The sequence below is a fragment of the Archangium gephyra genome (genome assembly GCF_049060025.1).
Classification (GTDB): domain Bacteria; phylum Myxococcota; class Myxococcia; order Myxococcales; family Myxococcaceae; genus Archangium; species Archangium gephyra_A.
The window spans coordinates 4,235,528-4,260,407 of record NZ_JBMEQQ010000002.1 but is presented as its reverse complement, the minus strand read 5'-3'; the positions used below and the strand labels follow the sequence as shown (position 1 = coordinate 4,260,407).

General features: G+C 69.9%; 18 protein-coding genes. 9 read left to right on the top strand and 9 right to left on the bottom strand.

Annotation, left to right across the window (positions count from 1 at the left end; translation table 11 throughout):
• Positions 1-3: 3 nt before the first annotated feature.
• Positions 4-2,319 carry a PQQ-dependent sugar dehydrogenase gene (locus ACN28I_RS18550; RefSeq protein WP_420943313.1) on the bottom strand — a complete coding sequence of 772 codons (2,316 nt, stop codon included), beginning with the start codon at positions 2,317-2,319 and terminating at the stop codon, positions 4-6.
• 448 nt (positions 2,320-2,767) lie between these two features.
• On the opposite strand from ACN28I_RS18550, the gene ACN28I_RS18545 reads away from it, so the two are divergent.
• Positions 2,768-3,049, top strand: coding sequence for a type II toxin-antitoxin system RelE family toxin (locus ACN28I_RS18545; protein ID WP_420943312.1), 282 nt, complete (start codon positions 2,768-2,770; stop codon positions 3,047-3,049).
• 526 nt (positions 3,050-3,575) lie between these two features.
• On the top strand, positions 3,576-5,609 hold the full coding sequence (locus ACN28I_RS18540; RefSeq protein WP_420943311.1) for an ATP-binding protein: 2,034 nt from the start codon (positions 3,576-3,578) through the stop codon (positions 5,607-5,609).
• Here ACN28I_RS18540 and ACN28I_RS18535 read toward each other — a convergent pair.
• The gene (locus tag ACN28I_RS18535) at positions 5,560-6,300 is read right to left on the bottom strand and encodes a lysophospholipid acyltransferase family protein (protein WP_420943310.1); all 741 of its coding nucleotides are present in this window, start codon (positions 6,298-6,300) and stop codon (positions 5,560-5,562) included. The two genes, ACN28I_RS18540 and ACN28I_RS18535, sit on opposite strands and share 50 nt — an antisense overlap.
• A 256-nt stretch (positions 6,301-6,556) precedes the next feature.
• Between ACN28I_RS18535 and ACN28I_RS18530 the strand changes: the two genes are divergently transcribed.
• From ACN28I_RS18530 to ACN28I_RS18520, 3 genes are all read left to right on the top strand, one after another.
• Positions 6,557-6,976 (top strand): hypothetical protein, encoded by a 420-nt coding sequence (locus ACN28I_RS18530; protein ID WP_420943309.1) that lies wholly within the window; start codon positions 6,557-6,559, stop codon positions 6,974-6,976.
• A gap of 9 nt (positions 6,977-6,985) precedes the next feature.
• Positions 6,986-7,495, top strand: a complete 510-nt coding sequence (locus ACN28I_RS18525; protein ID WP_420943308.1) for a hypothetical protein — start codon at positions 6,986-6,988, stop codon at positions 7,493-7,495.
• Positions 7,496-7,891: 396 nt separating this feature from the next.
• Positions 7,892-8,749 carry an ATP-grasp domain-containing protein gene (locus ACN28I_RS18520; RefSeq protein WP_420943307.1) on the top strand — a complete coding sequence of 286 codons (858 nt, stop codon included), beginning with the start codon at positions 7,892-7,894 and terminating at the stop codon, positions 8,747-8,749.
• Between the two features lie 18 nt (positions 8,750-8,767).
• Here ACN28I_RS18520 and ACN28I_RS18515 read toward each other — a convergent pair whose 3' ends face one another.
• Positions 8,768-9,316 (bottom strand): hypothetical protein, encoded by a 549-nt coding sequence (locus tag ACN28I_RS18515; RefSeq protein ID WP_420943306.1) that lies wholly within the window; start codon positions 9,314-9,316, stop codon positions 8,768-8,770.
• Positions 9,317-9,400: 84 nt separating this feature from the next.
• Positions 9,401-10,192: a ZIP family metal transporter gene (locus tag ACN28I_RS18510; RefSeq protein WP_420943305.1), complete on the bottom strand. Its 792-nt coding sequence runs from the start codon at positions 10,190-10,192 to the stop codon at positions 9,401-9,403.
• Between the two features lie 112 nt (positions 10,193-10,304).
• On the opposite strand from ACN28I_RS18510, the gene ACN28I_RS18505 reads away from it, so the two are divergent.
• A complete protein-coding gene (locus ACN28I_RS18505) occupies positions 10,305-12,530 on the top strand; it encodes a kinesin (RefSeq protein ID WP_420943304.1) in 2,226 nt (741 codons plus the stop codon).
• 9 nt (positions 12,531-12,539) lie between these two features.
• Here the strand turns inward: ACN28I_RS18505 and ACN28I_RS18500 are convergent, their stop codons facing one another.
• Together ACN28I_RS18500 and ACN28I_RS18495 are read right to left on the bottom strand one after the other, a co-directional pair.
• Positions 12,540-13,652: an SGNH/GDSL hydrolase family protein gene (locus tag ACN28I_RS18500; RefSeq protein WP_420943303.1), complete on the bottom strand. Its 1,113-nt coding sequence runs from the start codon at positions 13,650-13,652 to the stop codon at positions 12,540-12,542.
• An 11-nt stretch (positions 13,653-13,663) separates the two neighbouring features.
• Positions 13,664-15,526 (bottom strand): FG-GAP-like repeat-containing protein, encoded by a 1,863-nt coding sequence (locus ACN28I_RS18495; protein ID WP_420943302.1) that lies wholly within the window; start codon positions 15,524-15,526, stop codon positions 13,664-13,666.
• 302 nt (positions 15,527-15,828) lie between these two features.
• On the opposite strand from ACN28I_RS18495, the gene ACN28I_RS18490 reads away from it, so the two are divergent.
• Positions 15,829-15,999 carry a class I lanthipeptide gene (locus ACN28I_RS18490; RefSeq protein ID WP_420943301.1) on the top strand — a complete coding sequence of 57 codons (171 nt, stop codon included), beginning with the start codon at positions 15,829-15,831 and terminating at the stop codon, positions 15,997-15,999.
• A gap of 110 nt (positions 16,000-16,109) precedes the next feature.
• On the opposite strand, the gene ACN28I_RS18485 is transcribed toward ACN28I_RS18490, so the two are convergent.
• Positions 16,110-18,308, bottom strand: a complete 2,199-nt coding sequence (locus ACN28I_RS18485) for a peptidase domain-containing ABC transporter (protein ID WP_420943300.1) — start codon at positions 18,306-18,308, stop codon at positions 16,110-16,112.
• A 9-nt stretch (positions 18,309-18,317) separates the two neighbouring features.
• Complete coding sequence (locus tag ACN28I_RS18480; protein ID WP_420943299.1) at positions 18,318-19,250, bottom strand: efflux RND transporter periplasmic adaptor subunit; 933 nt, start codon at positions 19,248-19,250, stop codon at positions 18,318-18,320.
• 188 nt (positions 19,251-19,438) lie between these two features.
• Here ACN28I_RS18480 and ACN28I_RS18475 point away from each other — a divergent pair, with 188 nt between their 5' ends.
• Entirely contained in the window at positions 19,439-20,680 is a 1,242-nt protein-coding gene (locus tag ACN28I_RS18475; RefSeq protein WP_420943298.1) for a lanthionine synthetase C family protein, read from the top strand.
• 101 nt (positions 20,681-20,781) lie between these two features.
• Positions 20,782-23,952 carry a lantibiotic dehydratase gene (locus ACN28I_RS18470; RefSeq protein ID WP_420943297.1) on the top strand — a complete coding sequence of 1,057 codons (3,171 nt, stop codon included), beginning with the start codon at positions 20,782-20,784 and terminating at the stop codon, positions 23,950-23,952.
• Here the strand turns inward: ACN28I_RS18470 and ACN28I_RS18465 are convergent.
• Positions 23,904-24,821, bottom strand: coding sequence for an efflux RND transporter periplasmic adaptor subunit (locus tag ACN28I_RS18465; RefSeq protein ID WP_420943296.1), 918 nt, complete (start codon positions 24,819-24,821; stop codon positions 23,904-23,906). The genes ACN28I_RS18470 and ACN28I_RS18465 overlap by 49 nt on opposite strands.
• Positions 24,822-24,880 lie beyond the last annotated feature (59 nt).

Sequence of the window (24,880 nt, the reverse complement as noted above, 5' to 3'; positions counted from 1 at the left end):
CCGTCAGGGAAGCACCGGCCGGAGCTGCTCGGTGGGGATGATCTGCTTGCGCTGGCGGGGGCTCGACCAGTGCAGCCGCATGAGGGCCAGGCCCGTCTGCTCGAAGAACTCCAGCCGGAGCGAGTAGGCCCGGCCCGCCTCCAGCGTGACGGTGCCGCGGTTCTCCTTGGTGGCGTGGATCGTCCAGTCGTCGATGAGCAGCTTGCCGTCCACCCAGAGCCGGACCCCGTCATTGGACTGGGTATGGAAGGTGTACGTCTCCGAGTACCGGGGCACCACGCTTCCCGTCCAGCGCGCCGAGAAGGTGTTGATGTCCAGGACCGGGTCCGGCGAGCCGCTTTCCCACCGGAAGTCCACGGTGGGGTCCACCCGCTCCACCTTCAGGCCCTTGAAGTCCAGCTCATTGAAGTACTCTGCCCGCAGGCCGTTGCCCGGGCCGCTCACGTCCCGGAACACCGCTGTGTATTGCGAGTTCCCGGTGGGACGGACCTCCTGGGTCATGGCCCCCCCGTGCGCCCAGCGGTCGAAGACGTACGTCTTCCCGTCCTTCGCCTGGGGAGAGACGGTGCCCAGCGCGCGCACCACCCCCGCCACGGTCTCCACCTCCAGCGGAGCCGGCTGGGGTTGCCCGTCGAGCGTCACCTGCAGCCCCGTGGGCTCGGTGCTCAGCCGCAGCTTCACCTTCCGGGGCCGCACGTCCCGGAAGAGCTCGTGGGTGGCCCCGCTGGAGTCCTCCACCCGCAGGTGGATGCGGTACCACACGTTGGCGGCCGTCTCGCCCCGCTCCGGCACGGTGAACCTGCCGCTCTTCCCCCCGCGCGTGGACGGCACGAAGGGGTGCAGGTGGTCGTCATGGTGGAAGTCCACCCGCCAGGTGAAGGCGCTGTCCGGCAGCGTCCCCTCCTCGGCGTCCGTGCCCCGGCCCTCGTAGGCGATGACGTTCCCCGCGCTGTAGAGCGTCCCCTCCACGGGCAGGAAGAAGGTGGCGGTGGGGGGGGTGTTGTTCCGCACGGTGACGGTGGCCTCGTTGCTCAGCACCGAGCCGTAGTCGTTGAACACCCGCACCCGGAAGCGGGTCCCCGAGTCCGAGAGCTGCACCGAGGCCAGCGTGAGGCTCGGGGACGTCTGCCCCGCCAGGTCGCTGCCATTGCGCTGCCACTGGTAGCGCAGCGACGGCGTCCCGGTGGCGCCCACCGTGAAGGTGGCGGACTGGCCGGGCCGTACCGTCAGGCTCTCGGGTTGGCTCGCGACGGTGGGCGCTTCGGCGGCCCCCGCGTAGCGGATGCGGCGCACCGTGTCCTCCGTCCGGTCCAGGTAGTAGAGGCTGCCGTCCGGTCCGACGTCGAGGTCCACCGGCGCCTTCAATCCCGTGGCGAAGACGGCGACGGCGCCATCCCTCGGGTCATAGGTGCGGATCCACCCGCCGCAGTAGTCCGAGAAGAAGTAGCGCCCGGTGTACTCCGCGGGGAAGTGGGGCTGAGCCGGGTTGTAGAAGACGCCCGCGGAGATGGCGCAGCCGCTGCTGGTGCCCGAGCCGTGCGGATAGGCGAACAGCGGGGCGCGGTAGCGGGAATCCGTCGTGGGGCCCTCGGTGTCCGGCCAGCCGTAGTTGGCGCCGGCGACGCCCTCGTTGAGCTCCTCCCACTTGTTCGCCCCGACGTCGTTGATGAAGAGGCGGCCGGTGCCCGGCTGCACGGCGAAGCTGAAGGGGTTGCGCAGGCCGAGCGCCCAGATGGCCCGGTAGCTGCCCGTGGTGCGCGTGTAGAAGGGGTTGTCCGTGGGGAGGGTGCCGTCCTTCTCCAGCCGCAGCATCTTGCCCAGCAACGAGGTGAGGCTCTGCGCCCGGTCCGAGCGCGTGTTCTCCCCCACGGCCACGAAGAGCTTGCCGCCGGGCCCGAAGTGGAGGGCGCCTCCATTGTGGTTGTTGGCCCCCAGCGCCTCGAGCTCGAGCAGGACGCGCTCGCTGCCGGGCACGGCCAGGTTGCCGTTGGCGGTGAAGCGGCTGACGCGGTTGTGCACCTGGGGCGTGGTGGCCGTGTAATAGACGTACACGTAGGGCTGGCGGGGGAAGTCTGGATCCAACGCCACGCCGAGCAGGCCCCGCTCCCCGCTGCGATCCGTGGTGACCGTCAGGAACGGCGCGCTCAGCAGCTTCCCGTCCTGGATGAGCCGGAGCCGGCCGTCCTGCTCGCACACGAAGATGCGTCCATCCGGTGCGATGGCCATGGAGGTCGCCGCGTCGAGCCCGTCGACGACCAGCGTGTCCGTGAAGCGGGTGGGCACCGCGGCCGCTTCCGTGCGTTGCCGCTGCGGGCTCATGGAGGGTTCCTCCTCCGCGCAGCCCCACAGCAAGAGAAAGCAGGCGAATGCCCGAAGAGCATCGATTCGCATGGCGCACGCTCCAATCAACCGCCCCCCCCTCATGGAAGGTGGCGCGAAGCTGTAGCGGGGCGTGCGTACTGCTCAGCAGCACACGAGGGCAGCGCTTCCACGTCCGTCCGCTGGTGGATGGTGCGGGCGGGGAGTTGGGCTTCAGCGGGCAGGTGCCCTGGCCCTGGGGGCGGTGGGTCTCACGGCGCTTCCTGAGGGCTTCTCACCGTCCGTGTGGGTGCACACGCGCAGGGAGGAGAACGGAAAATCCTTTCGTCCAGTGGTGGTGGCCAGGACCGTTCGCCACTGAACAGCCCCCACGTAAGTGCCGGACTTCACGGGAATTTGACGGGTCTGCTTTGTGCTCAAATGATAAACGACGAACCTCTCCCTAGGCTTGCGCACCGTGTACACCGTCGAAATCAGCCCCCCCGCCTGGAATCAACTCGCCCACCTGTCGCTGGAGACCTATCGGCGCATCCGGGACGAGTTGGATGCCGTCGCCACGGCCCTGGGCGAGGGCGGCCAGGTCCTTCCTGGGACGGTGAAGGCCTCCGGGCGCCCGGCCTCCACCCCCTCGGTGGTGGTGGATGATGCGATCGCCGTCTACGACGTGGACCACGAGCTCCAGCGTGTGCTGCTGCTGGAGGTGGCGCGCCGTCTCCCCCGGGATCTCTAGGGGAGGGCGGGGCGCCAGGCGGATCGGCCGTAGGGCGGGCGGGGGAGCGATGGAGGGTGCCTGGAGCCGGGCTCCGGCGCCCGAGGACGTTCACATTTTCCGGATATGGCGACGTACGAGCCAGTGTCCGGGAGGGAGGGGCGGCTTCGCCTCTGCGACTTCATCCGGGAGCAGCACACGCTGATCCTCGAGGAGTGGGAGCGCGCGGTGCGGGTCATGCCCGAGGCACGGCGGCTGTCCCAATCCCGGCTGCTGGACCATCTGCCGCCCCTGTTGGCGCGGATGGCGGACCGGGTGGAGGACGTCCACACCGGAGTCCTGGGCTCGCTGGAGGACTGGCCGGAGATCCACGCGTTGCAGCGGCTGGACGTGGGGTTCGACCTGGAGCAGGTGACGCACGAGTACGCGCTGCTGCGCGCCTGCATCCTGCGGCTCTACGGCCAGCACCTGGGGCGCGAGGGAGGAGGGGACGCGGAGATGCTGCTGCGGGAAGCTCGAGCGCCTCAACCAGCTGTTCGACGAGGCGGTGGCCACCGCGGTGTTCCGCTACTCACGGGCCCGCGAGCGCACCCTGGTGGCGCTCGACCGGATCTCCGAGGCGGCGCTTGGCACGGAGGACCTGGACACCTTCCTGGAGCGGCTGCTGCGCGTGGTGCTGGAGACGACCGAGTCGGTGGACTCCGTCACGCTGCTGCTGCGCGAGGGAGAGGTGCTGCGGGCGCGCGCCTCGGTGGGCCTGGAGCAGGAGGTGACCGCCGGTTTCCAGCTCCGGGTGGGCGAGGGCTTCGCCGGGAAGATCGCCGCCGAGCGGCGGCCGCTGGAGGTGCGCTCGGCGGCGGCGGAGCCGCTGGTGAAGAGCGAGGCACTGCGGCGGCGGGGCACCCGCGCCCTGTACGGGGTGCCGCTCATCGCCGGGGAGGAGGTGGTGGGCGTGGCGCACATGGGCAGCATCACCGCCTTCGAGTTCTCCAACGAGGACAAGCTGCTCTTCCGGGCGATGGTGAGCCGGGCCTCGGCGCTGCTGGTGCAGACGCGGCTGGCCAGCCGTGAGCGCGAGGCGCGCGAGGCGATGCGCACGCACGAGGAGATGCTGCGCCTGGTCATCGAGCAGAGCCGGGCCGCCATCATCGTGACGGACGAGCGGGGCGTGCTGCGCATCTTCAACGCGGAGGCCGAGCGCCAGCACGGCGTCACCCGCCAGCAGGTGGCCGCGCCCGAGTGGACGGCGACCTATGGGCTGCTCGACCTGGAGGAGCGGCCCCTGGCGCTGGAGGCGACGCCCCTGTACCGGGCGCTCCACGGAGAGACGGTCACCGAGGCGCGCTGGAAGGTGCGGCGCCCGGATGGCTCGGTGCGCATCCTCAGCGGCACCGCCTCGCCCGTGCTCCTTCCGGACGGCACTCCGGCCGGCGCGGTGCTCTCCGCCCGGGACGAGACGGAGCGGCTGCGGCACGAGGTGGAGCAGTCCGAGACGCTCGCGCTGCTGGACTCGCTGCTGTCCACCGCGCCCATCGGCCTGGCCTTCGTGGGCCGGGAGCTGCGCTATGTGCGCGTCAACCGCATGCTCGCGGAGATGAACGGGGCGCCCATGGAGGCGATGTTGGGGCGCGCCGTGCGCGAGGTGCTCCCCGGCGAGTCCGGCGCCTCCCTGGAGCCCCTGCTGCGCCACGTCTTCGAGACGGGCGAGCCCCTGCGGGAGCGGGAGGTGGCCATCGCCACGGCGGCCGACGAGGGCCGGATCCACCACTACCTGTTGAGCGTCTACCCGGTGCGGGACATCCGGAACGTGGTGCGCTGGGTGGGCACGGTGGTGGTGGACATCACCGAGCGCCAGCGCACCGAGGAGGAGCTGCGCCGGGCGGCGGAGTTCCGCGAGCGCTTCCTGGGCATCGTCTCGCACGACTTGCGCAACCCGCTCAATGCCATCCTCCTGTCCGCCAACGCGTTGATGCGGGCGGAGGACCTGGCTCCCCGCCACCTCAAGCCCGTGCGCCGCATCATCACCAGCGCCGAGCGCATGGCGCGGATGATTGGCGAGCTGCTGGACTTCACGCGCGGGCGGCTGGGCGGAGGCATCCCCGTGTCACCCCAGCACCTCAACCTGCGGCACCTGGTGCGGCATGTGATGGAGGAGCTGGAGGCGGGCCATCCCGGGCGCGAGCTGCGGCTGGAGGGCACGGGACGCTTCGAGGGGGAGTGGGATCCGGACCGGCTCTCCCAGGTGATGGGGAACCTGGTCAAGAACGCGCTCGACTACAGCCCCGAGGGGACGCCCGTGCGCCTGCGGTTGCGCGACGAGGGGGAGAGCGTCGTCCTGGAGGTGAACAACGCCGGCCCGCCCATCCCGGCCGAGCTGCTGCCCACCATCTTCGAGCCCTTCCGGCGGCTCTCGCGGGACAGCCCGCACCCGGCCTCGGGCCTGGGGCTGGGGCTCTACATCGTGGAGCAGATCGTCCGCGCCCACGGGGGCACCCTCTCGGTGTGCTCCACCGCGGAGGAGGGCACCACCTTCACGGTGCGGCTGCCCCGGACTCGAGGCGCGCTTTCTCCCGCTCCATGAGGGCCCGCACGTGGTCGCGCAGCGCGGCCGGGTCCGGGAAGGCGCGCGGGTCCACGGGCTCGAGGACGCTCACCCGGCAGTCCGCCCGGAAGTGGATCAGCAGCCCGTGCTTGGGCAGGGTGTCCCCCGTGCCGGTGAGCACCATGGGGATGAGCGGGCAGCCCTTGGCATGGGCCAGCCGGAAGGCGCCGTCCTTGAAGGGCCGCATCTCGTTGTCCGGCGAGCGCGTGCCCTCGGGGAAGATGAGCACCGGCACGCCCCGGTCCAGCCAGCGCTCGCACGCGGCCATCATCTTCGCGATGCTCTCCTTGTCCCCGCGCACCAGCGACACGTAGCGGTTGAGGTGCATGTTCCAGCCGAGGAACGGCAGCCGGAAGTTGCTGGCCTTGGAGACCCACTTGAAGGGCCGGTAGAGGCCGAAGAGCACGAGGATGTCGCCCAGGGACTGGTGGTTGGCCACCAGCACCGCGGGCCCGTGCCAGGGCAGGCGCTCGCGGCCTTCGATTCGCAGGCTCCAGCCGGGGCTGACCCAGAAGTAGAGCTGCGCCCAGCCGCAGGAGAACAGGTGCAGCACCCGCCCGTTGCGGTCGAAGGGCCATGTCACCACGAAGATGATGACCGCGACGCAGAAGAGGACGGCGAAGCTCGCCGCGAAGAACGACCAGAAGAGCACCGAGAGGAGCCAGCGCATATCACCCTGCTCCGGTGGGCCGGAGGTAAGGCACCATCATCGCACGCCGGGTGAAGAATGGCTGGCCCATGGGGCAAGACATGGGACTCGGGGGGAGGAGGGGCGCGGCAGGGACACGGTGGCGCACTCCACCTGGAAGTGGGGTGGCCCGCCTGTCCGCGCCCGGTGCCAGGCGGTCTTGAGCTGATAGCGCCCGTTGACCTTGCTACGCTCCGCCGCTTCGTGTTGAACAGGCAGTCAAGAAGAGAGTGAGCCCATGACGAGGTTGCTCGCGGTAATTTGGATACTGTGGTGTAGCCTCGCTCTCGCTGCTCCACCCCGCCCCAAAGCTGCGTCCAGGAGCGCCACCGTCAAGAGCGCGAAAATCCCCAATCCCAATGGAAGGAAGGGGGGGACGGAGCACCAGGCCAAGGTGAAGGAAGTGGAGGCGGACGTCAAAGACCGTGGACTGGTTCCCAAGCGGGAGCACATGGTTCAGACGCCCCAAGGCTCCAGGAGCAAGCGGTTCGTTGATGTGGCGGGCGTGGAGCCGTCGACAGGGACTGTCGAGGAAATGCATCAGGTGGGTCGCCAAACGAAGGATGGCCAGCCAGTGGCGCGCGAAAGAAAAGCCCTGGATGATATCCAGGAAGCGACAGGCGACCGTCCGAAGTTCCACCCATACACAGATAAATAGCCGATTCACATGGGACACCAGCTCAGGTTCTTCCTGACTCCCGCGGACCTTCAGCTCCTCGAGCAGCGGCTGAAGGCGCACTGTCCAGTGGTCTATTTGGACTACAGGTCGGAACAGCCTGCTCCAAGATTGCTCTCCACGCTCGCTGTGGCGGAGTTCAGCAAAACGTGGCTGACGATATTCCTGGCACCGCCAGAATCATTGCAGGCTCTCAGATTCGAGCATGTCGTGAAGCAGGGCTACTGGACAGTGGATCTGCTGCGGTCCCCCATCATCGAATTGAGCCGCTGTTTCTACGACGGAAAGCTCCTTCGCGTCGGACGCCTGTTTTATGACCGGGGCTTCCATGATGAGACGGGCAACTGGGTTGAGAAGCCCGCCTCCTTTCAGACCTGGGCGAAGAAGATACTCTCCGTAGCTCGCAAGGGGATCCAGCGGGATGCCGCATTGGAGGCCTATGTCGGAGAGAACGCCCAGGCGGAACGTCAGCGGGGAGGGCTCACGCTGGTGTCGTCGTGAGCCATGAGCCCCCCTGTGGAGCCAGCCTCACCCCTTGGGCATGGCTACCAGGTCGAAGTCCGGAATCTACTCGCGCATGTACTCGCGCATCCGCTTGATGAGCCCGGCCTCTAGAAGAGGGCTGCACCCCCGCTCCACCGGCCCGGCGCACAGCCCTGTCGGCGCCCGGCAGTGGTCTTCCACTCCCTCCCTCTCCCTCACCAAGCTACGTCACCACGAAGAGGACGAGCGCGACGCAGAAGAGGACGGCGAAGCTCGCCGCGAAGAACGACCAGGTCACCCTGCTCCGGTGGGCCGGAGGTAAGGCGCCATCATCGCACGCCGGGTGAAGAATGGCTGGCTCGCGGTATAGGTCCCTTGGCAGACAGTCCACGGTAGGAGAGAAGCAGACCGCACATGGACATCGCGCTCATCACCTACTGGGGTCTGCCCGAGATGACGGAGGACGACCAGCGGCTGCTCGAGCCGCTGCGCGCCCGGGGGCTGCGGCCCCACGTCGTGCGGTGGGACGACCCGGAGGTGGAGTGGGCGCGCTACCGGCTCGCCCTGGTTCGCACCACCTGGGACTATTTTCTCAAACCGGTGGAATTCCTGGCGTGGCTGGAGCGGGTGCCCCCGCTCGTGGACGTGCTCAACCCCCCGGGCGTGCTGCGCTGGAACAGCCACAAGTCCTATCTGCTGGAGCTGGCCGGGAAGGGCGTCCCCGTCACCCCCACGGCGCTCTGCCCCCGGGGCCGGGCGGCCTCGCTGCCGGCGCTCGTGGCGGAGCGGGGATGGGGTGAGGTGGTGGTGAAGCCCGCGGTGTCCGGCGGCGGGCGGCTCACCCGGCGCTTCGAGCCCGCGCGGCTCGCGGACGAGGGGCAGGCCCACCTGGACGCGGTGCTCGCCGAGGGCGATGCGCTGGTGCAGCCCTTCCTGCCCGCGCTGCACGAGGGCGGCGAGCGCTCCTACATCTTCTTCGACGGAGTCTTCTCGCACGCGGTGGTGCGGGCGCGCACCATGGAGGCCGAGGGCGGCACCCTGCCGGATGGGGTGGCCCTGGCGCCGCGCGCGGACGAGGTGGCGCTCTCGGAGCGCGTGCTGGCCGCCACGCCCGGACGGACCCTCTATGCGCGGGTGGACGTGGCCACCGGTCCGGAGGGCACGCCCCTGCTGCAGGAACTGGAGGTCATCGAGCCGCGGCTCTTCTTCGGCGCATCCGAGGGCGCCTCCGCACGCTTCGCGGACGCGCTCGTCCGGTACCTCTCGCGCTGAGGCGGGCGGCGCGGGGGGTTACGGGGGGTTCTGACCGGCGACGCCCGGCGCGCCGGGGCTGGCCGGATCCGCGGGCTTCTCCTCGTCCGTGAGCTCGTACTCGAGCGGGGCGGGGGAGATGGCCATGTCGTTGGTGACGACCCAGGAGTTGTAGCGCTTCTCGGACACCTCGATGAGCTTGCCGTCCTCGTAGCAGACGACGTGCAGCACGAAGGTGGGCGCGTTGATGGTGGGCTTGCCGTACTGGTAGCACTCCTGGTTGCCGCGGCGCTCCTTGCTGGTGGGCTGGCCGAGGATGCCGGAGACGTCCTGCGGCGACATGCCCTTGTTCACCTGCCGGAGGCCCCAGGCCGTGTCCACGCGGAAGGGCATGGCCTCGGGCTGCATGGCCACGAACCACTTGCCGACCACGAAGAGGAACAGCGCCGCGGCGGGGTACAGCAGGAGCATGCGCTTGGGGCGGCGAGGTTGCTTCTTCGAATAGGCGCTGAAGAAGTCATCCTGCTCGGCCGCGTCCATTTCACCCTGCCCGGTCTGCTGGTGCTGTTGGCTCACACCCCGAGACATGCCCCGTGGCGCCGCCAGATGCAAGCAGGTCGAGGCATGGGCCAGAGGGGCGCGCCCTCCTCTCGCGGCCAGGAGAGCAGGCACTCAGGCGAGCGAAACGTCCAGGGCCAGGGCGAGTGCGAAACCCCACATCAGGCTGTTGGTCGCCTCGCGGTGGAAGCCACTGCGGCGGCTCTCGGGGATGACGTCGCGGGTGACGACGTAGAGCATGGCGCCGGCCGCGAAGGTGAGGCCCCAGGGGAGCAGGCGGGTGCTGATGGACAGTGCGCTCACGCCGAGCAGGCCGCCGAGCGGCTCGACGAGCCCCGTCAGCAGCGCGAGGACGGCGGAGCGGCCGGCCTTCATGCCCGAGCCCCGCAGCGCCACCGCCACCACCAGGCCCTCGATGATGTTGTGCACGCCGATGCCGAGCGCGACGGCCAGGCCCAGCCGCGCCTCGGGGCCGGAGAAGCTGACGCCCACGGCCAGGCCCTCGGGGAAGTTGTGGAGGGTGATGGCGAGCACGAACAGGATGACCCGGCTCCGGTTCAAGCCGGCCTGGGCGGGAAGGTCCTCGGGGACGTGCGCATGGGGCATGAGGGCGTGCCAGCCGCGCACGAAGAGGGCGCCGAGCAGCATGCCCAGGCCCACCTTCAGCAGGGCCCCGCCCGGCGCGGTGCCCCCCTGGAGGAGCAGGCCGAGCGCGGGGAGGATGAGGGAGAAACCCGTGGCCGCGAGCATCACGCCCGCGCTGAAGCCGAGCATCCGGTCCAGCGCCTTGCGTCCGAAGTCCGGGGAGAGGAGGATGGGGAGGGCGCCCAGGCCCGTGGCCGCTCCCGCGCCCAGGCTGGCCAGCAACCCCGTCCCCAACAACCCCGTTCCGATCGCGTCCACCATGTTCTCCCACCTCCTTTGAGTGTCTGGACGGAGTGGGCGTTGCCCGGTTCGTCATGGCGGAAGTTGAAACCGCTACCCCACCGGGCGGGCGGCTGTGCTCTGGTGGGCCGTCATGACGCGCCCTCTCGTGTACCGCCGTTATGGAGGCTCGCTGCAGGTCTCCATTCCCTCCTTCGACGTGCTGGTGGAAGCCGTGCGCATTCCGGAGACCCAGTGGCTGGCCACGGCCTGCCCACTCGAGGGGCTCCACTGCGACCCGCGCTTCCTCGCCTTCGTCGACGCGGATGGAAACAAGCGCATCCGCGTGGCCGAGCTCCGCGCCGCCGTCGAGCACACGGCGAAGTTGCTGAAGTCGCACCAGGGCGCGGACGCGGCGAGCGACGTGCTCGCGCTGGACGAGCTCTCCGAGGCGGGAGGGAAGCTCCGGGACGTGGCGGGCATCCTGCTGGAGACGCTGAAGGCCGGGGACCGGACGCGCATTTCGCTGGAGCAGGTGCGCACCAGCGAGAAGGCGCTGCGGGAGGCGGGGCAGAACGGGGATGGCATTGTCGCCCCGGCCTTCCTGCCCGAGCCGTCGCGGTCGCTGGCCGAGAAGCTCATGGCCTGCTTCCCCGAGGTGAAGAACCGGGCGGGGCAGGCGGGCGTGGACTTGCCCCTGCTCCAGCGCTTCCGGGAGGAGCGGAGCGCGCTGCTGGTGCACCTGGCGGACAAGGCGTCGGTGCTGGTGTGGGGCGAGCGGAGCGTGGAGCACGCCCGGCGCATCCAGGAGATCCGGCCGCTGCTGGACACGTACTTCCTGCAGTGCCGGTTGGTGGCGGCGCAGCCCGAGGCCGTGTCGAGCCTCAAGCTGGAGGCGGGCCGGGTGCAGGGGGCGCTGGGGGACACGCAGGCGCTGGCGCGGGTGGTGTCGGAGCTGCCGGTGGCGCCTCCGGAGCCCGGGGGCGCGCTGCGGTGGTCGCGGCTGTACCGGGGCCAGGCCTTCGAGCGGCTCGAGGCCTTCCGGAAGGACGTGGCGGTGCCGCTCACGGGGGACATGGCGACGCTGGTGGACGCGGCCTGGCGCGAGCTGTGCGCGAGAGCCGATGCCATCCTGGCGTGGCAGTCGCGGCTGGAGGCGAGCCCCCTGCGCGGGCTGGTGGAGACGTTGGCGGGCATTCCCGAGTCCGAGCTGGAGGCCCTCGAGGCGGCGTGCCGGGCGGACCTGGCGCTGAAGGACAAGCTGGACGCGGTGGACGAGCTGGAGCGGCTGATTCTCTACCAGCGCTGGCTGCTGACGTTCGCCAACAACTTCATCAGCATGCCGGACCTGTACCAGACGAAGCGGCGCGCGCTGATGGAGAAGGGGACGCTCATCCTCGGGGGCCGGAGGTACAGGCTGTCGGTGCTGGTGACGAACCGGGCCGCACACGCCGCGCTGACGGGCCAGGGCACCACCTGCACCCTCTACGTGCAGGTGGCGGCGAAGGACGGCGGGGAGAGCTACGAGGTGGCGGTGCCCGCCACGCGCGGGCGGAGCGCGGACCTGGTGGTGGGCAAGCGCGGCGTCTTCTACGACGTGGAGGGCCGTGAGTTCGACGCGGTGGTGACGCAGATCATCCGCCAGCCCGTGTCGCTGTGGGAGGCGATGACGATGCCCTTCGGGCGGATCGGCCAGTTCATCTCCAAGAAGATCGAGGGGATGGCGGCGGCCGGGGAGAAGTCGCTCGATGAGTCACTGGAGAAGAGCTACGGGCAGGGGACCCTGGCGCCTCCGGCCGTGCCGGCTCCGGCGGCACCCGCGGCCCCCGCGGCGGCGGGACCGGGCGGCTTCATCGCGGCGACGGGCATCGCGTTCGCGGCCGTGGGCTCGTCGCTGGCCTTCATCGTGACGCAGGTGCGGTCGCTCACCGTCTTCGACGTCATCTCGGCGGCGATGATTGTCGCCGCGGTGGTGATGCTGCCCTCGGGCCTGCTGGGGTGGCTCAAGCTGCGCAAGCGCAACCTGGCGCTGCTGCTGGAGGGCTCGGGCTGGGCGCTCAACGACCGGTTGAGGCTCACGCCGGACCTGGCGGCGCTCATCACCCGCCGGCCGAGGCTGCCGAAGAACGCCAAGGTGGACCGGACCGATGTGTTGCGCTCGGTCCTCGTGAGGGTGCGCGAGGACGACGAGGAGGAGCCGCGCTCGCCGGGCCTGTGGCTGGCCATCGGGCTCGGGGTCCTCTTCGTGCTGCTCTGGCAGTTCCGCGAGCCGCTCGTCCGCGAGGCCTGCAAGCGCCAGTGGATGGCGGGCGCCACGTGCGACGCGCTGGTGACACCGGGCAGCTCTCCGGCCGTGCCGCCCGCGCCACCGGCTCCGTGAGGCTCTGAGCTACTTCCAGCCGAGCAGCTCGCGCAGCAGGGGCGTCATCTGCTCGGCCGTCCGCTGGTGGGTCTTCCGGCTGGGATGCCAGAGGCAGCCGAGTCCCTCGTCCCCGGGATTGGGCGGCACCTCGGCGAAGTGCACGCGGGAATCTCCGGCCTGACGCAGGGTCTCCACCACGCTGGAGATGAGGGCTCGGGCATGGCGGCGTGCCTTGACGTCCTTGGGGTGGCTGTCGGTGATGCCGGAGCCCAGGACGCAGACGATGTGGGCCTGGGGGTAGTGGCCGCGGATGCCGTCCACCAGGGCGCGGTAGGCGTCGCGGAAACGCTCCTCTCCAGGGTGCTCCTTCCAGAAGTCGTTGGCGCCGAGCTGGATGACGACCGCGTCGGGCACCCAGGAGGTGAAGTCCCAGCGGCTGTCCTCTCGATGGGGAAGGGTGCGCGTGTAGAGCTGGGGCAGGGTGGGCGTGGGGTCGTTGGCGTAGTTGACGGCCACGCCCTTGCCGGAGAAGGCGACGATGGAGGACTCGGCGCCGAGGGCTTGTGACGTGAGGGCGGCCCAGGTGAGGGAGCTGCGCTGGGTCTCCACGTTGAAGCTGCACGCCTCGTTCTTGCCCTCGATGCCAAAGCCGGTGAGGCCCGAGTCACCGATGAATTCCAGGCGGCGCGTGGGTCCCGGAGGCGCGGGCAGCAACCGGGCGCCCGGGTCGAGCTCGATCCCGAGGAACTGGGTCTCTCCGACGACGGACTCGGTCTCCTTCTCCAGCCGGAGCACGTGCTCGCCCTCGGAGAGCCCCTCGGCGATGCGGTAGAGCATGCGGCCCTCGCCCACGTAGAGGTCACGGAAGGGCGCACCGTCCACGCTGAAGCGGAAGCGGTTGGGCGCGAGCTCCTCGACCTTGGGCAGGTCGAGCAGGCGCAGACCGAGGGAGGTGCCGGTGAAGCGCACGGTGAGGGACGTGCCACCCCAGGCGAGGCGGGGACCCTGGGCGTCTCCACGGTCTACCCGGCCACCGAATCGCAGCTCGCGGGCCTGGGGAGACACCTGGACGGGAAGGGTGCGGCAGCCGCTGAGCGCGGCCAGCAGGACGGCCACGCCCATTGATTTCAGAGGGCTCATGCCCCCGGGTTCTACCTGACGACGTACCAGTTCACATCGGAGAACCCCTGACGCACCACGCTCGAGAGCAGGGTGCCACCCTTCATGAACCAGAAGGCGAGTTGCCCGTTCGTCCGGTGGTGCCACAGGACATCCAGGTTCCCGTCCCTGTCGAGGTCCCCCGCCGACACCGGACGCCAGTTCACGTTGGGATAGCCCTGCACCCTCACGCTCGAGAGCACGGCGCCTGCCCGCATGAACCAGAAGTCGAGCTGTCCCCGGGTGCGGTGGTGCCACAGGACGTCGAGGTCCCCGTCCCGATTGAAGTCTCCCGCCGTCACCGGCTGCCAGTTCACATCGGGATGGCCCTGGAGCGTCACCTGGGACAGCACGGTGCCCGCGCGCATGAACCAGAAGGCGAGCTGTCCCCGGGTACGGTGGTGCCAGAGGAGGTCCAGGTCCCCGTCACCGTTGAAGTCCGCCGTGGTCACCGGCTGCCAGTTCACATCGGGGTAGCCCTGGAACGTCACCTGGGACAGCACGGTGCCCGCGCGCATGAACCAGAGGGCGAGCTGCCCCTGGGTGCGGTGGTGCCAGAGGACGTCCAGGTTGCCGTCGCTGTCGAGGTCCGCCGCGGCCACCGGGCGCCAGTTCACATCGGTGGGGCCCTGGAGCACCACCTCCGAGACCCGGGTGCCTCCCTGCATGAGCCAGAGGGCGAGCTGGCCCCGGGTGCGATGGTGCCGCAGGAGGTCCAGGTTCCCATCGCTGTCGAAGTCGCCCGTCGACACCGGGTACCAGTTCACGTCCTGGGTGCCCGGGACCTCCGCCTGGGAGAGCTGCGTGCCATCCTTCATGAACCAGATGGAGGACTTGTCCTCGGTGCGGTTCTGCCACAGCACGTCGAGGCTCCCATCTCCGTTGAAGTCCGCGCTCTTGTTTCCACAGAGCCTGGCGCTGGCATTGCCCGTCGCGCGGCAGAAGGCCTCGATGGCCGGGTAGACGTAGGTGACGTCCTCGCCGCGGCAGCCCGCCTGGGGGCACACATTCACCACGTTGCAGCCGCCATTGGCGACGTAATCCGTATCCCCGCGCACGAGGATGCCCGCCACCGAGTACCCGCTCGTCTCGTAGACGCCCGAGCCCGAGTTGCCGGCGAAGGTGTCCGTGGTGCCCACGAAGTAGTCCAGCGTGCCCGCGCGCGGGTCGCGCACCGAGCCGCCCGTGTCGGCCTTGAAGGGAATGCCACTGCCGCTGCCAATGATGCCCAGGTTCTGGCCGCTGGCCATGGCGGCGTTGCCCGTCTTCACCGGCGCTGGCGTGAAGCGTGGCGTGGCGGGCCGGTCCAGCCGCACCAGGGCGAAATCCACCGAGCCCTGTTTGCGGGCCACGACGGAGGCGCAACTGAAGACGTCCGCCGTGGTGACCGTCTGCAGCGCGCCCTCGGAGGGCCGGTAGTAGTTGAAGACGAAGCGGATGTTGGCGCAGTCCGACGAGGTGCTGACGCAGTGGCCCGCGGTGAGCACCACGTCATCGTCGATGAGCGTGCCGGAGCAGATGGCCGCCGCCGGATCCTCCCGGAAGCGCTCCGTGGCGCAGAGGTTGTGGCGCACCCCCAGCGTCGGGGCGTTGAAGGTGATGTCGTTGGGATCCACCGTGTTGAGGACTCCCGCGAACATCAGGGCCACCGTCGACTGCTGCGCGCGCGCCCTCATCGTGGCGTCCGGGTGCGCGTACACGTCCTGCCGGTTGTCCGTGCCGTAGACGACCTCGCCTCTCGTCCGGTGGAGGGATTCACCCTCCTCCGGTTCCATGGAGGTACAGGCCATGGAGGAGAGCAGTGCCAGCAGGGGCCAGGAGCGATGGGGGCGCGGCGGTGAGTGGGTCTCTCTCATGGGGGTGGGGAAATGCGCATGGGAGACGCATGACGCATCCGGCCTCTCGGGAGGGTTGGCGCCAGGGTGATGATGATGGGTTTGGACAAACCCTGTCGCGGCGGCATGGACAATCCCTGGTGGAGCAGTGGATGATTGACTTTGGGTTGGTGGGATGGTGTGAAAGTATTTGCATGTGGGATGCATGATTTGATTGTTCTCAGATTCTTAGCCATCCCTGGGCGCGATGGGCGTCCGTGGCCGTGCGGCCTAAATCGTTGGTGCCGCCAATTCCGGCGGCAGCACCAGCAAGGAGCAGCGTCATGGACGAGAAGAAGGAGAAGAAGCTCCGCCTCAACAAGGAGACCATCCGCAACCTCTCGGATGAGAGCCTCGAGCAGGTTGCCGGTGGCAAGAAGAAGGGCCAGACCGGCTTGATCTGTGTCTCGCAGGTCAAGTTCACGGCGTGCGTCGGCTGCTCGATCATCTGCTAGCCGGCCGCGAGCCGATGCAATGACACTCCCCGGCTGAGAACAGACAAAGGGGGGGCGCCGTTTGTTGAGGGGGGCCTCCGAACGTCACCCGGCGTTCGGAGGCATGGGCGTCAGTTCAACTGCGCCGCCACCAGCCTGGAGTAGAACCCTCCGCGGGCGAGCAGTTCCTCGTGCGTCCCCGCTTCCACCAGGGCCCCATCCTCCAGGGTGAGGATCAGGTCCGCGCGGGCCACCGTGCTCAGCCGGTGGGCGATCACGATCCGCGTGCACTGGATGGCCGCCAGGGCCTGGTGGACCTTGCTCTCGGTGATGGCATCCAGGGCGCTGGTCGCCTCGTCCAGCAGCAGGAGCGCGGGTTTGCGGACCAGGGCCCGGGCCAGCGCGAGCCGCTGCCGCTGCCCACCGGAGAGCGAGGTGCCGCGATCCATCAGCAGGCTCTCGTAGCCCATGGGCATGGCGACGATCTCCTCGTGGAGGTGCGCCAGCCTGGCGGCCTCCACCACGGCATCCAGGGGAAGGGTGGGATCCGCCAGCGTGATGTTGGAGCGGATGCTCGCGCTGAACAGGGCCGGAGCCTGGAGGACCATGCCCACCTGCTGGCGGACCGAGCGCAGGTCCAGCTCGCGCAGATCCACCCCGTCATAGAGGATGCGCCCCGAGCAGGGCAGGTACATGCCCAGCAGCAGGTTGGCGAGGGTGGACTTGCCCGCGCCCGAGCGGCCCACGATCGCCACGAGCTGTCCGGGTTGGATCTCCACGGAGACCTCGCGCGTCACCAGGGGAGCGTCGGAGCCGTAGCGGAACGAGACGTTCTCGAGGGTGATCCTCCCCGTGAGGGCATGCGCCCGGCGCGCCTTTCCCACCTCCTGTTCGCGGGGCGTATCCAGCACGTCGTTGAGGCGGTCGAGGTAGCTGCCCAGCAACTGCAACTGCATCATGGTGGTGACCAGGTTGGAGAGCGGCCCCAGGAAGCCCACCGCCACGGCGTTGAGCGCGAGCATGCTGCCCAGGCTGAGCGCTCCATGGAGCACCTGCCAGGCGCCGAAGCACAGGATGACCAGGGGCGCCCCCGCGCGCAGGGTGCTCATCAGCGACTCGACGATGGCATTGAGCCGGCCGCGCTCGAGCGAGACGTTGAGCACGTCCACGAACAGCCCCGACCAGCGGTCCACCGCCCGGTGCTCGCCGCCCATCGCCTTCAAGGTCTCCATCCCGGTGAGGAACTCGACCTGGTAGGCCTCGGATCTCGCATCCGCCTCGAGGTTGCGGGCCATCAGCTCGGCCTGCCGCCGGTACGTCCAGCAGAACACGCCCACCTGCAGCGCTCCGAGCCCCAGCACCAGCAACCCCAGGGGCACGTTCACGATGAACAACACCAGCAGGTACACCACCACCATGGAGCCGTCCAACAGGCCGGAGAGCGCGCCCGAGGTGAGCATCTCGCGGATGGTGGTGTTGCTGTTGAGGCGATTCATGAGATCGCCCGCCGAGCGCCGCTGGAAGAACACATACGGCAGCTCCACCAGGTGCTCCACGAAGCCGAGCGTCATCCGTGCATCCAGCTCGGTGCGCAGGTGCAGCAGCAGGAAGGCCCGCAGCATCGCCGCCAGGAATTGGAAGACGATCAGCGAGGCCATCGCCACGCACAGCACGAGCAACAGCCGGTAATCGCCCCGGGGCACGACCCGGTCCGTGAGGGCTCCGGTGAGCGCTGGCAGCCCCAGGGCGAACAGTTGCACCAACACGGAGGTGAGGAGGATGCGCGGCAGCAGCCCCGACTGGAACAGCAACTGCTTCAGGTGGCGGACGATGGGCCGCCCCTGGCCCTTCTCCCGCACGAACGTGTCACCGGGCTCGAGCAGCAGGGCCACGCCCGTGAAGGACCGGCGGAACTGCTCGAGCGGCACCCGCCGCCGGCCCAACGCGGGGTCCACCAGATCGACCCAGCCCGGGCCCTGGCGCTCGAAGACCATGAAGTGGCGGAACTCCCAGTGGAGGATGGAGCCCGGCGGGAGATAGCCGAGATCCTCCACCTCCAGGGACACCCCACGGCCGCGGAGCCCATACCAGCGGGCGGCCTCGAGGATGCGCAGCGCGGTCGCGCCGTCCCGGCCGAGGCCGAGGACCTTGCGGATGTCTTCCAGGCGCACGGCCTTGCCATGGTAGGCGAGCACCATGGCCAGACAGGCCGCGCCGCAATCACTGGCATCCAACTGCTGGATGTAGGGAATCCGCCTGAGTCTCCCGGGGAGGCCCAGCCGGAGCAGCTCCGGAAAGCGTTTCAACAGGGATTGGAGTGTGCTGGCCATGGAGTTGTTTCAGGGGAACAGGGCTTTCAAACCGGGGACGATGGTCGTCACGATGCGCTCCGACTTCACCCGCGCATGGGCCGTGCCCAGCATTCCGTCGACGTACGCGAGCCGCTTGCCATCCGCCTCGAAGAACCGGGAGGGCGTGTGGGCGCGCACCAGCACCACCGCCCCGTTGACCGTCAGGCTCTCCGCCAGCTCGGGGCCGAGGTACCGGCGCACCTCGCCAGGTCCCACCAGCTCATCCCCGACCTCGTCGATGACCAGCTCCTGGTATTGATAGGAGAAGCCTTGCAGCTCCAGGCGGATCGTCCCTCCCTTGGCGAGGAGCGGGCGGGAGCCTCCGGGAAGCATCGCGATGATCTCCAGCGGCGAGTCCTCCTGGACGAGGGAGACCACCACCTCGCCCTCGGTGAGGTGCTGGCCCCGCCGGATGCGCACGTCGCTCACCACTCCCGCCTGGGGCGCCCGCACCACCCGCTGCTCGAGCTGGAACTGCGCCAGCTCCTTCTCGGCGCGCAGCGTGCTCAGCGCCTGGCTCGCGCCCTCGTCCGAGAGGTCCCTCATCCGACGCAGCAGATGCAGCTCGAACTCCTGATTGAAGCGCTCCAGGCTGGCCTGCTCCATTCCGGCGAAGAAGCGCACCAGGATCTGCCCCTCCTTCACCCGCTGCCCGGGCTGGACCTCCACCGAGGTGACCCGCCCGGACGCGAGCGCCGTCACCTCCACCCGGGACTCCGCCCGTACCACCGCCGGACCAGTCGCGTATTCGGAGATCCATCCCAACACCCCGAACGCGCCGTAGAACCCGACCACCGTCAACAGCAGCCAGAACGCCCAGCGTGTCCAGGACGGAGTCAGCCGCAGCACGTCTCCGTGCTCCTGGGCTCCGGCGTAGTAGTCGAGTGCCTCTCTTCGGAATATCTGCTCGGGATCTTCCATCAGAGATGTCCCCACTTCGAAGCTGGGAGGGAAAACCTGTGTAACCGATGCAGGTTTTCGGTGCCTTCGTCCCCCGGGCGTAGATCCGTGTCGTGGACGCGACGGTGTTGAAAAGGCTGGCAATGCCTGCCCTGGCGCCGCATCGCTCGCGCGAGGGGTGCGTGGTACGGGAGGTGGAGGAGGTCTCCATGGCGGAATGGACAGCACTCCTCGAAGGTGCCCTGCGTGAGCAGGCATTGCGGACCGTGGAGGAGATCGCCGACGCGCTCCGGGAAGGCCAGGGGGTGGAGGGAGCCGCGCTCGCGGGAGGCCTCGCGGGGCTGGCCTTCCTGTTCGCCGAGCTGGAGCGGGGGCAGCCCCGGAAGGGCCACCGGGCCCGGGCGGAGCGGCTCCTCCAGGAGGCCGCGGAGGCCATCGAGCAGCAGCCGCTCCCACCCTGGTTCTACGCGGGCTTCTCGGGCATCGCCTGGTCCATGGAACGGCTCGGAGCCCTGGGAGTGCCCTCCATCGACGGGCTCGAGGAGATCGACGAGGCGTTGCTGGGCCTGGTCTCCCGGCGGCCGTGGAACGCCGACTATGACTTGATCGCCGGGCTGGTGGGCCTGGGCGTCTACGCGCTCGAGCGGCTGCCGCGTCCGGCGGCCGGGCGGTGTCTCGAGGAGATCGTGGCCCGCCTGGAGGAGCGTGCCATCCCCGCCGGACCGGGGCTCTCCTGGTGGACCCCGCCCCAGCTTCTGCCGGAGCATCAGCGGGCGGTGTACCCGGATGGGTACTTCAACCTCGGCGCGGCGCATGGAGTCCCCGCGGTGGTGGCCCTGCTGGCCCTGTGCGCCCGGGCGGGAGTGGCGGGAGCGAAGGCGCGTGAGCTCGCCGCGGGTGGGGCGCGCTGGCTGCTGGCGAATGCCTCACCTGACAGCCCGGGAGCCCGCTTCCTCCCGTGCATCGCGCCGGGCGTTCCCCCCCGTTTCTCCCGCTCCGCCTGGTGCTATGGCGACCCCGGCGTCGTCCTCTGTCTGCTCGTCGCCGCCCGGGCCCTGCCGGACCGCGAGCTCGAACGCGCGGCGCTGGAGCTCGCGCGCGAGGCCGCCCGGCGCCCGGCGGAGGACTGCGGCGTGAAGGACGCCGGGGTTTGCCACGGGGCCGCGGGCCTCGGCCACCTCTACAACCGGCTCTACCAGGTCACCCGGGAGCCGCTGTTCAAGGAGGTGGCCACGTCGTGGTTCTCCCGGACGCTGGAGCTGCGGCGTCCGGGAGAGGGCGTGGCCGGGTACTTCTCCTGGTCCGCGGTGCCCGGCCTGGAGGAGGTCGGCTGGGTGCCGGATGGAACGCTGCTCACCGGTGCCGCGGGAATCGCGCTGGCCCTGCTGGCGGCGTGTCACCCCTTCCCACCCTCGTGGGACGGCATGTTCATGGCCTCCATTCCCGCCTGACCCCGCCCGCCCATGGCCCACAGTCTTTCCGAGGAGCAGTTCTCCCCAGCGGGGTTCTTCGCGCTCCGCACGCCCTTGTTGCCCTTCCAGGAGCTGAGCAGGTGGAGCGAGGGGTTGCGGGCTCCACGGTGTCCGTCGGACTCGCCGGAAGCTTCGAGCCGGCGCTGCGCGAGGATCGCACGGCCCTGCGGGCGCGCCTGGGCGAACTGCTCCGGCAACCGGAGGTGCATGAGGCCCTCTTCGTGGCCTCGCCGAGCCTCCACGCGTGTCTGGGCCTCTGGCAGCGGGAGCCGGAGAGCGAGCGCGGACAGAAGATCGAGCGCAGCCTCGTGCGCTACGTGCTGCGCATGGTGGGGCGGCCCACGCCCTTCGGCCTGTTCGCGGGTTGCTCCGTGGGGACGCTCGGCGAGCGGACGCGGCTGCGGCTCGGCCCCCGCTCCAGCTACCAGCGCCACACTCGTCTGGACATGGACTACGCCTGCCTCCTCACGGAGGCCCTCGCGCGCACGCCGGAGCTGCGCCAGCACATCTCCTACCGGCCCAACACGAGCCTGTACCGCGCGAGCGGCCGGCTGCGCTACGCCGAGGGCCGGTTGCGGGAGAAGGTCCGCTCGTACCACCTGGTGGCCGTCGAGCCGTCCGAGTACCTCGAGGCCACGTTGGCCCGGGCCCGGGAGGGGGCCTCGCCCGAGGCGCTGGCGCGCGCGTTGGCCGAGGCGGATCCGGAGATCGGCCTCGAGGAAGCGGCGGAGTACGTCACGGAGCTCATCGACAGCCAGCTCCTGGTGCCCGAGTTCGAGCCCCCGGTCACGGGACCGGAGGCACTCCCCGAGCTGATCTCCCAGCTCCAGCGGCTTCCCGGCGGGGCGCTCTTCGTCGACGCGCTGCTCCCGGTGCGGGCCGCGCTCGAGCAGTTGGATGCGGGTGGGCTCGGTGCATCGAGCGAGCACTACCTGGAGGTGTCCCGGATGCTCTCGGGGCTCCCCGCTCCCGTCGAGTTGCCACGGCTGTTCCAGGTGGACATGGTCAAGCCCGCCCCCGAGGCCGTGCTGGGACGGGAGGTGGTCCGGGAGCTGGAGCGCGGCGTGCGGCTGCTGCACCGGCTCACCCCCAGGCCAAGGCGGGATGCCCTGGAGCACTTCCGCGAGGCCTTCACCCAACGGTACGAGGCGCGCGAGGTTCCCCTGCTGGAGGCGCTGGACGCGGAGGCCGGCATCGGATTCGACGCCTCCAACGCCTCCAGTGCCGAGGCGGCGCCGCTCCTGGCCGGGATGGCGCTGGGCGGGGCGGCCGACGGCGGCACGGGCGAGGGCTTCGGGGAGCGAGAGAGCCTCCTCCTGCGCAAGCTGGAGGAGACCGTGCGCACGGGGAGCCAGGTGCTCGAGCTGGATGATGCGCTCGTCGAGTGCCTGGAGAACAAGGAGCGCCAGCCCCTTCCGGACTCCTTCGCGGTGATGGCGTCGGTGGCGGCGGAGTCCGAGGCGGCGATTGCCCAGGGCCGCTTCCAGCTCAAGCTCTCCGCGGCGGCCGCTTCCGGTGCCAACCTCCTGGGCCGCTTCTGTCATGGAGACTCCCTGCTCCACCGCGAGGTGGAGGGGCTGCTGCGTGCCGAGGAGTCGCTCCAGCGTGACGCGGTGTTCGCGGAGATCGTCCACCTGCCCCAGGGCCGGGTTGGCAACATCCTCGCCCGCCCGGTGCTGCGCGAGTACGAGATTCCCTTCCTGGGGCGGTCCGGGGCTCCGCCCGAGCGGCAGCTCGAGCCCTCTGACCTGAGGGTCTCCGTCCAGGGTTCCCGGATCGTCCTGCGCTCGGCGCGGTTGGGGCGCGAGGTCATTCCCCGGATGACCAACGCGCACAACTTCCAGTTCCAGAACCTCGGTCTCTACCGGTTCCTCTGCTCGCTGCAGTACCAGCAACGCTGTGGAGGCCTGATGTGGAGCTGGGGACCGCTGGCCCACCTCAGCTTCCTGCCGAGGGTCACCCAGGGTCGGCTGGTGCTCAGTCCGGCCATGTGGAACCTCTGGCGCGAGACGCTGGAGGAGCTCGGCGAGGCGGGTGGGGCGCGAGGTTTCGCCATGCTCCAGGCGCTCCGGGCCGAGCGGCGCATGCCGCGCTTCGTCGCGCTGGAGGACGGGGACAACCTGCTCCCCGTCGACCTGGACAACGTGCTCGGCGTGGAGACGTTGATCCACCTCATCAAGGATCGGCCCGGGGCGACCCTGGTGGAGATGTTCCCGGGGCCGGACGCGCTGTGTGCGGAGGGCCCCGAGGGCCGCTTCGTGCAGGAGCTGGTGGTGCCCTTCCTCCGCACCCGTCCCGCGGAGCCGGAGCGGCTTTCCGTGGCTCCCCGCCTCTCCCTGGAGGAGCCCCGGCCGTCCACCCCGGTGCGCAGCTTCCTGCCCGGGTCGGAGTGGCTGTACCTCAAGCTCTACACCGGGTCCGCCACGGCGGATCGCCTCCTTTCCAGGGCGGTGGCCCCGCTGGTGAAGACCGCGCTGGGCTCGGGAGCGGCGGACAGATGGTTCTTCATCCGCTATGGCGATCCGGACTGGCACCTGCGGTTGCGCTTCCACGGCTCCCCCGAGTGGCTGAGGGCGCTGGCCGGTGGGCTGTCCGAAATGCTCGCTTCGCTTCATGAGGAGCAGTTGCTGTGGAAGGTGCAGCTCGACACCTATGAGCGCGAGGTGGAGCGTTACGGGGGACCAGCGGCCATCCTCCTCGCCGAGCGGTTGTTCCAGGTGGACAGCGAGGCGGTGCTGGAACTGCTCGAGCTGCTTCCGGGAGACGAGGGCGCGGATGCACGCTGGCGCCTGCTGCTGTGCGGGATGGACCAACTGCTCCTGGACCTGGGGCTCGGGTTGGAGGCGAGGCTCCAGGTGGTCACCGCGTTGCGCGAGGGCTTCGGCCGGGAGTTCCAGGTCGATCGCACCCTCGAGCGGCAGATGAACGAGCGTTTCCGCCAGGAGCGCCGGAGCCTGGAGGAGCTGCTGGGGGCCAGGAGGGCGAGGTCCCCGGTCCTGGCCGAGGGGCTGGCGGTGCTCCAGCGGCGCTCCGACAGACTGGCGCCCATCGCCGCCGGGTTGAAGGCGCTGGAGGCGGCGGGGAAGCTGAGCGTCTCCCTCCCCGGGCTGGCCGGGAGTTTCCTGCACATGCATGCCAACCGCATGGCACGCTCGGCGGCGCGCGCGCAGGAGCTGGTCCTCTACGAGCTACTCACTCGCCACTATTCTTCCCAGGTTGCCCGCCAGCGGAAGACGGAGCGGGAGGGCTGAGCCCGTCGCCTCCCAGTGACACGCGCGCCACCATGCCCGCCCGGACGGTGTCTCCGGGGGAGAGCAGGGTGGCCAGGGCGAACACCATTCGAGATGGCGAGTCCACCTCGGGGGAGATGCTCTCGAGCTTGCCCGGGAAGCTCCTTGCCCAGGGCGGGGAGGAAGACGCGGACGGGGAGGCCGACGGTGGCCCTGCCGCTGAGCTCTTCCGGAAGCGCGAAGCGCACCCGGAATCCGCCCGCCTGGATGAGCCGGAGGATGGGCCTTCCGGCCTGCACCCGGGTGCCGGCATCCAGGTAGCGCATGGCCACCACACAGTCGAAGGGCGCGCGGAACTCCGCCTCCGCGAGCCGCTGGCGGATCTGCGCGAGCGCCGCTCGCCGCTCCCGGATGCGCGCCCGGGCGGAGGCCAGCTCGGTGAGCGCCGTCTTCTCCCGGTAGCGCGCCTCGGAGAGCTCATCGGTCGAGAGCGCACCCGAGGGCGGCTTCACGTAGCGCTGGAGCCGTTCCGCGGCCTCGCTCGCCTCCAGCGCGGCCCGGTGCTGCGCGGCCTCGGCCTGCTCGAGCTGGGCCTGGGCGATCCGCTCCTCGTTGCGCAACGGCTCCAGCGACATGCTCGCCAGCACCGTTCCCGCCTTGACGCGATCCCCGGGCTGGACGCCCACGCGGGCCAGCAGACCCTCGAACGGGGTGCTGATCTCCACCGCCTCGTTGGCGAGCACCACCCCCAGGAAGCGCTCGCTCTGGGAGGCTCCTTCGGGAGAAGGCCCGGCGCTGGGGGCAGGTGGCACCGTGGGAGCCGCTTCGCTCCGCTGCTCCACCCGGCCGGAGCACCCGGCCAGGACCGATAGACCCAGCAATGCAGCCATGGCGCGCATGCCGGGGAGGTTCTGCCTCCCCAGCGCGGGGCGTCAACCCGCGCTCCCCT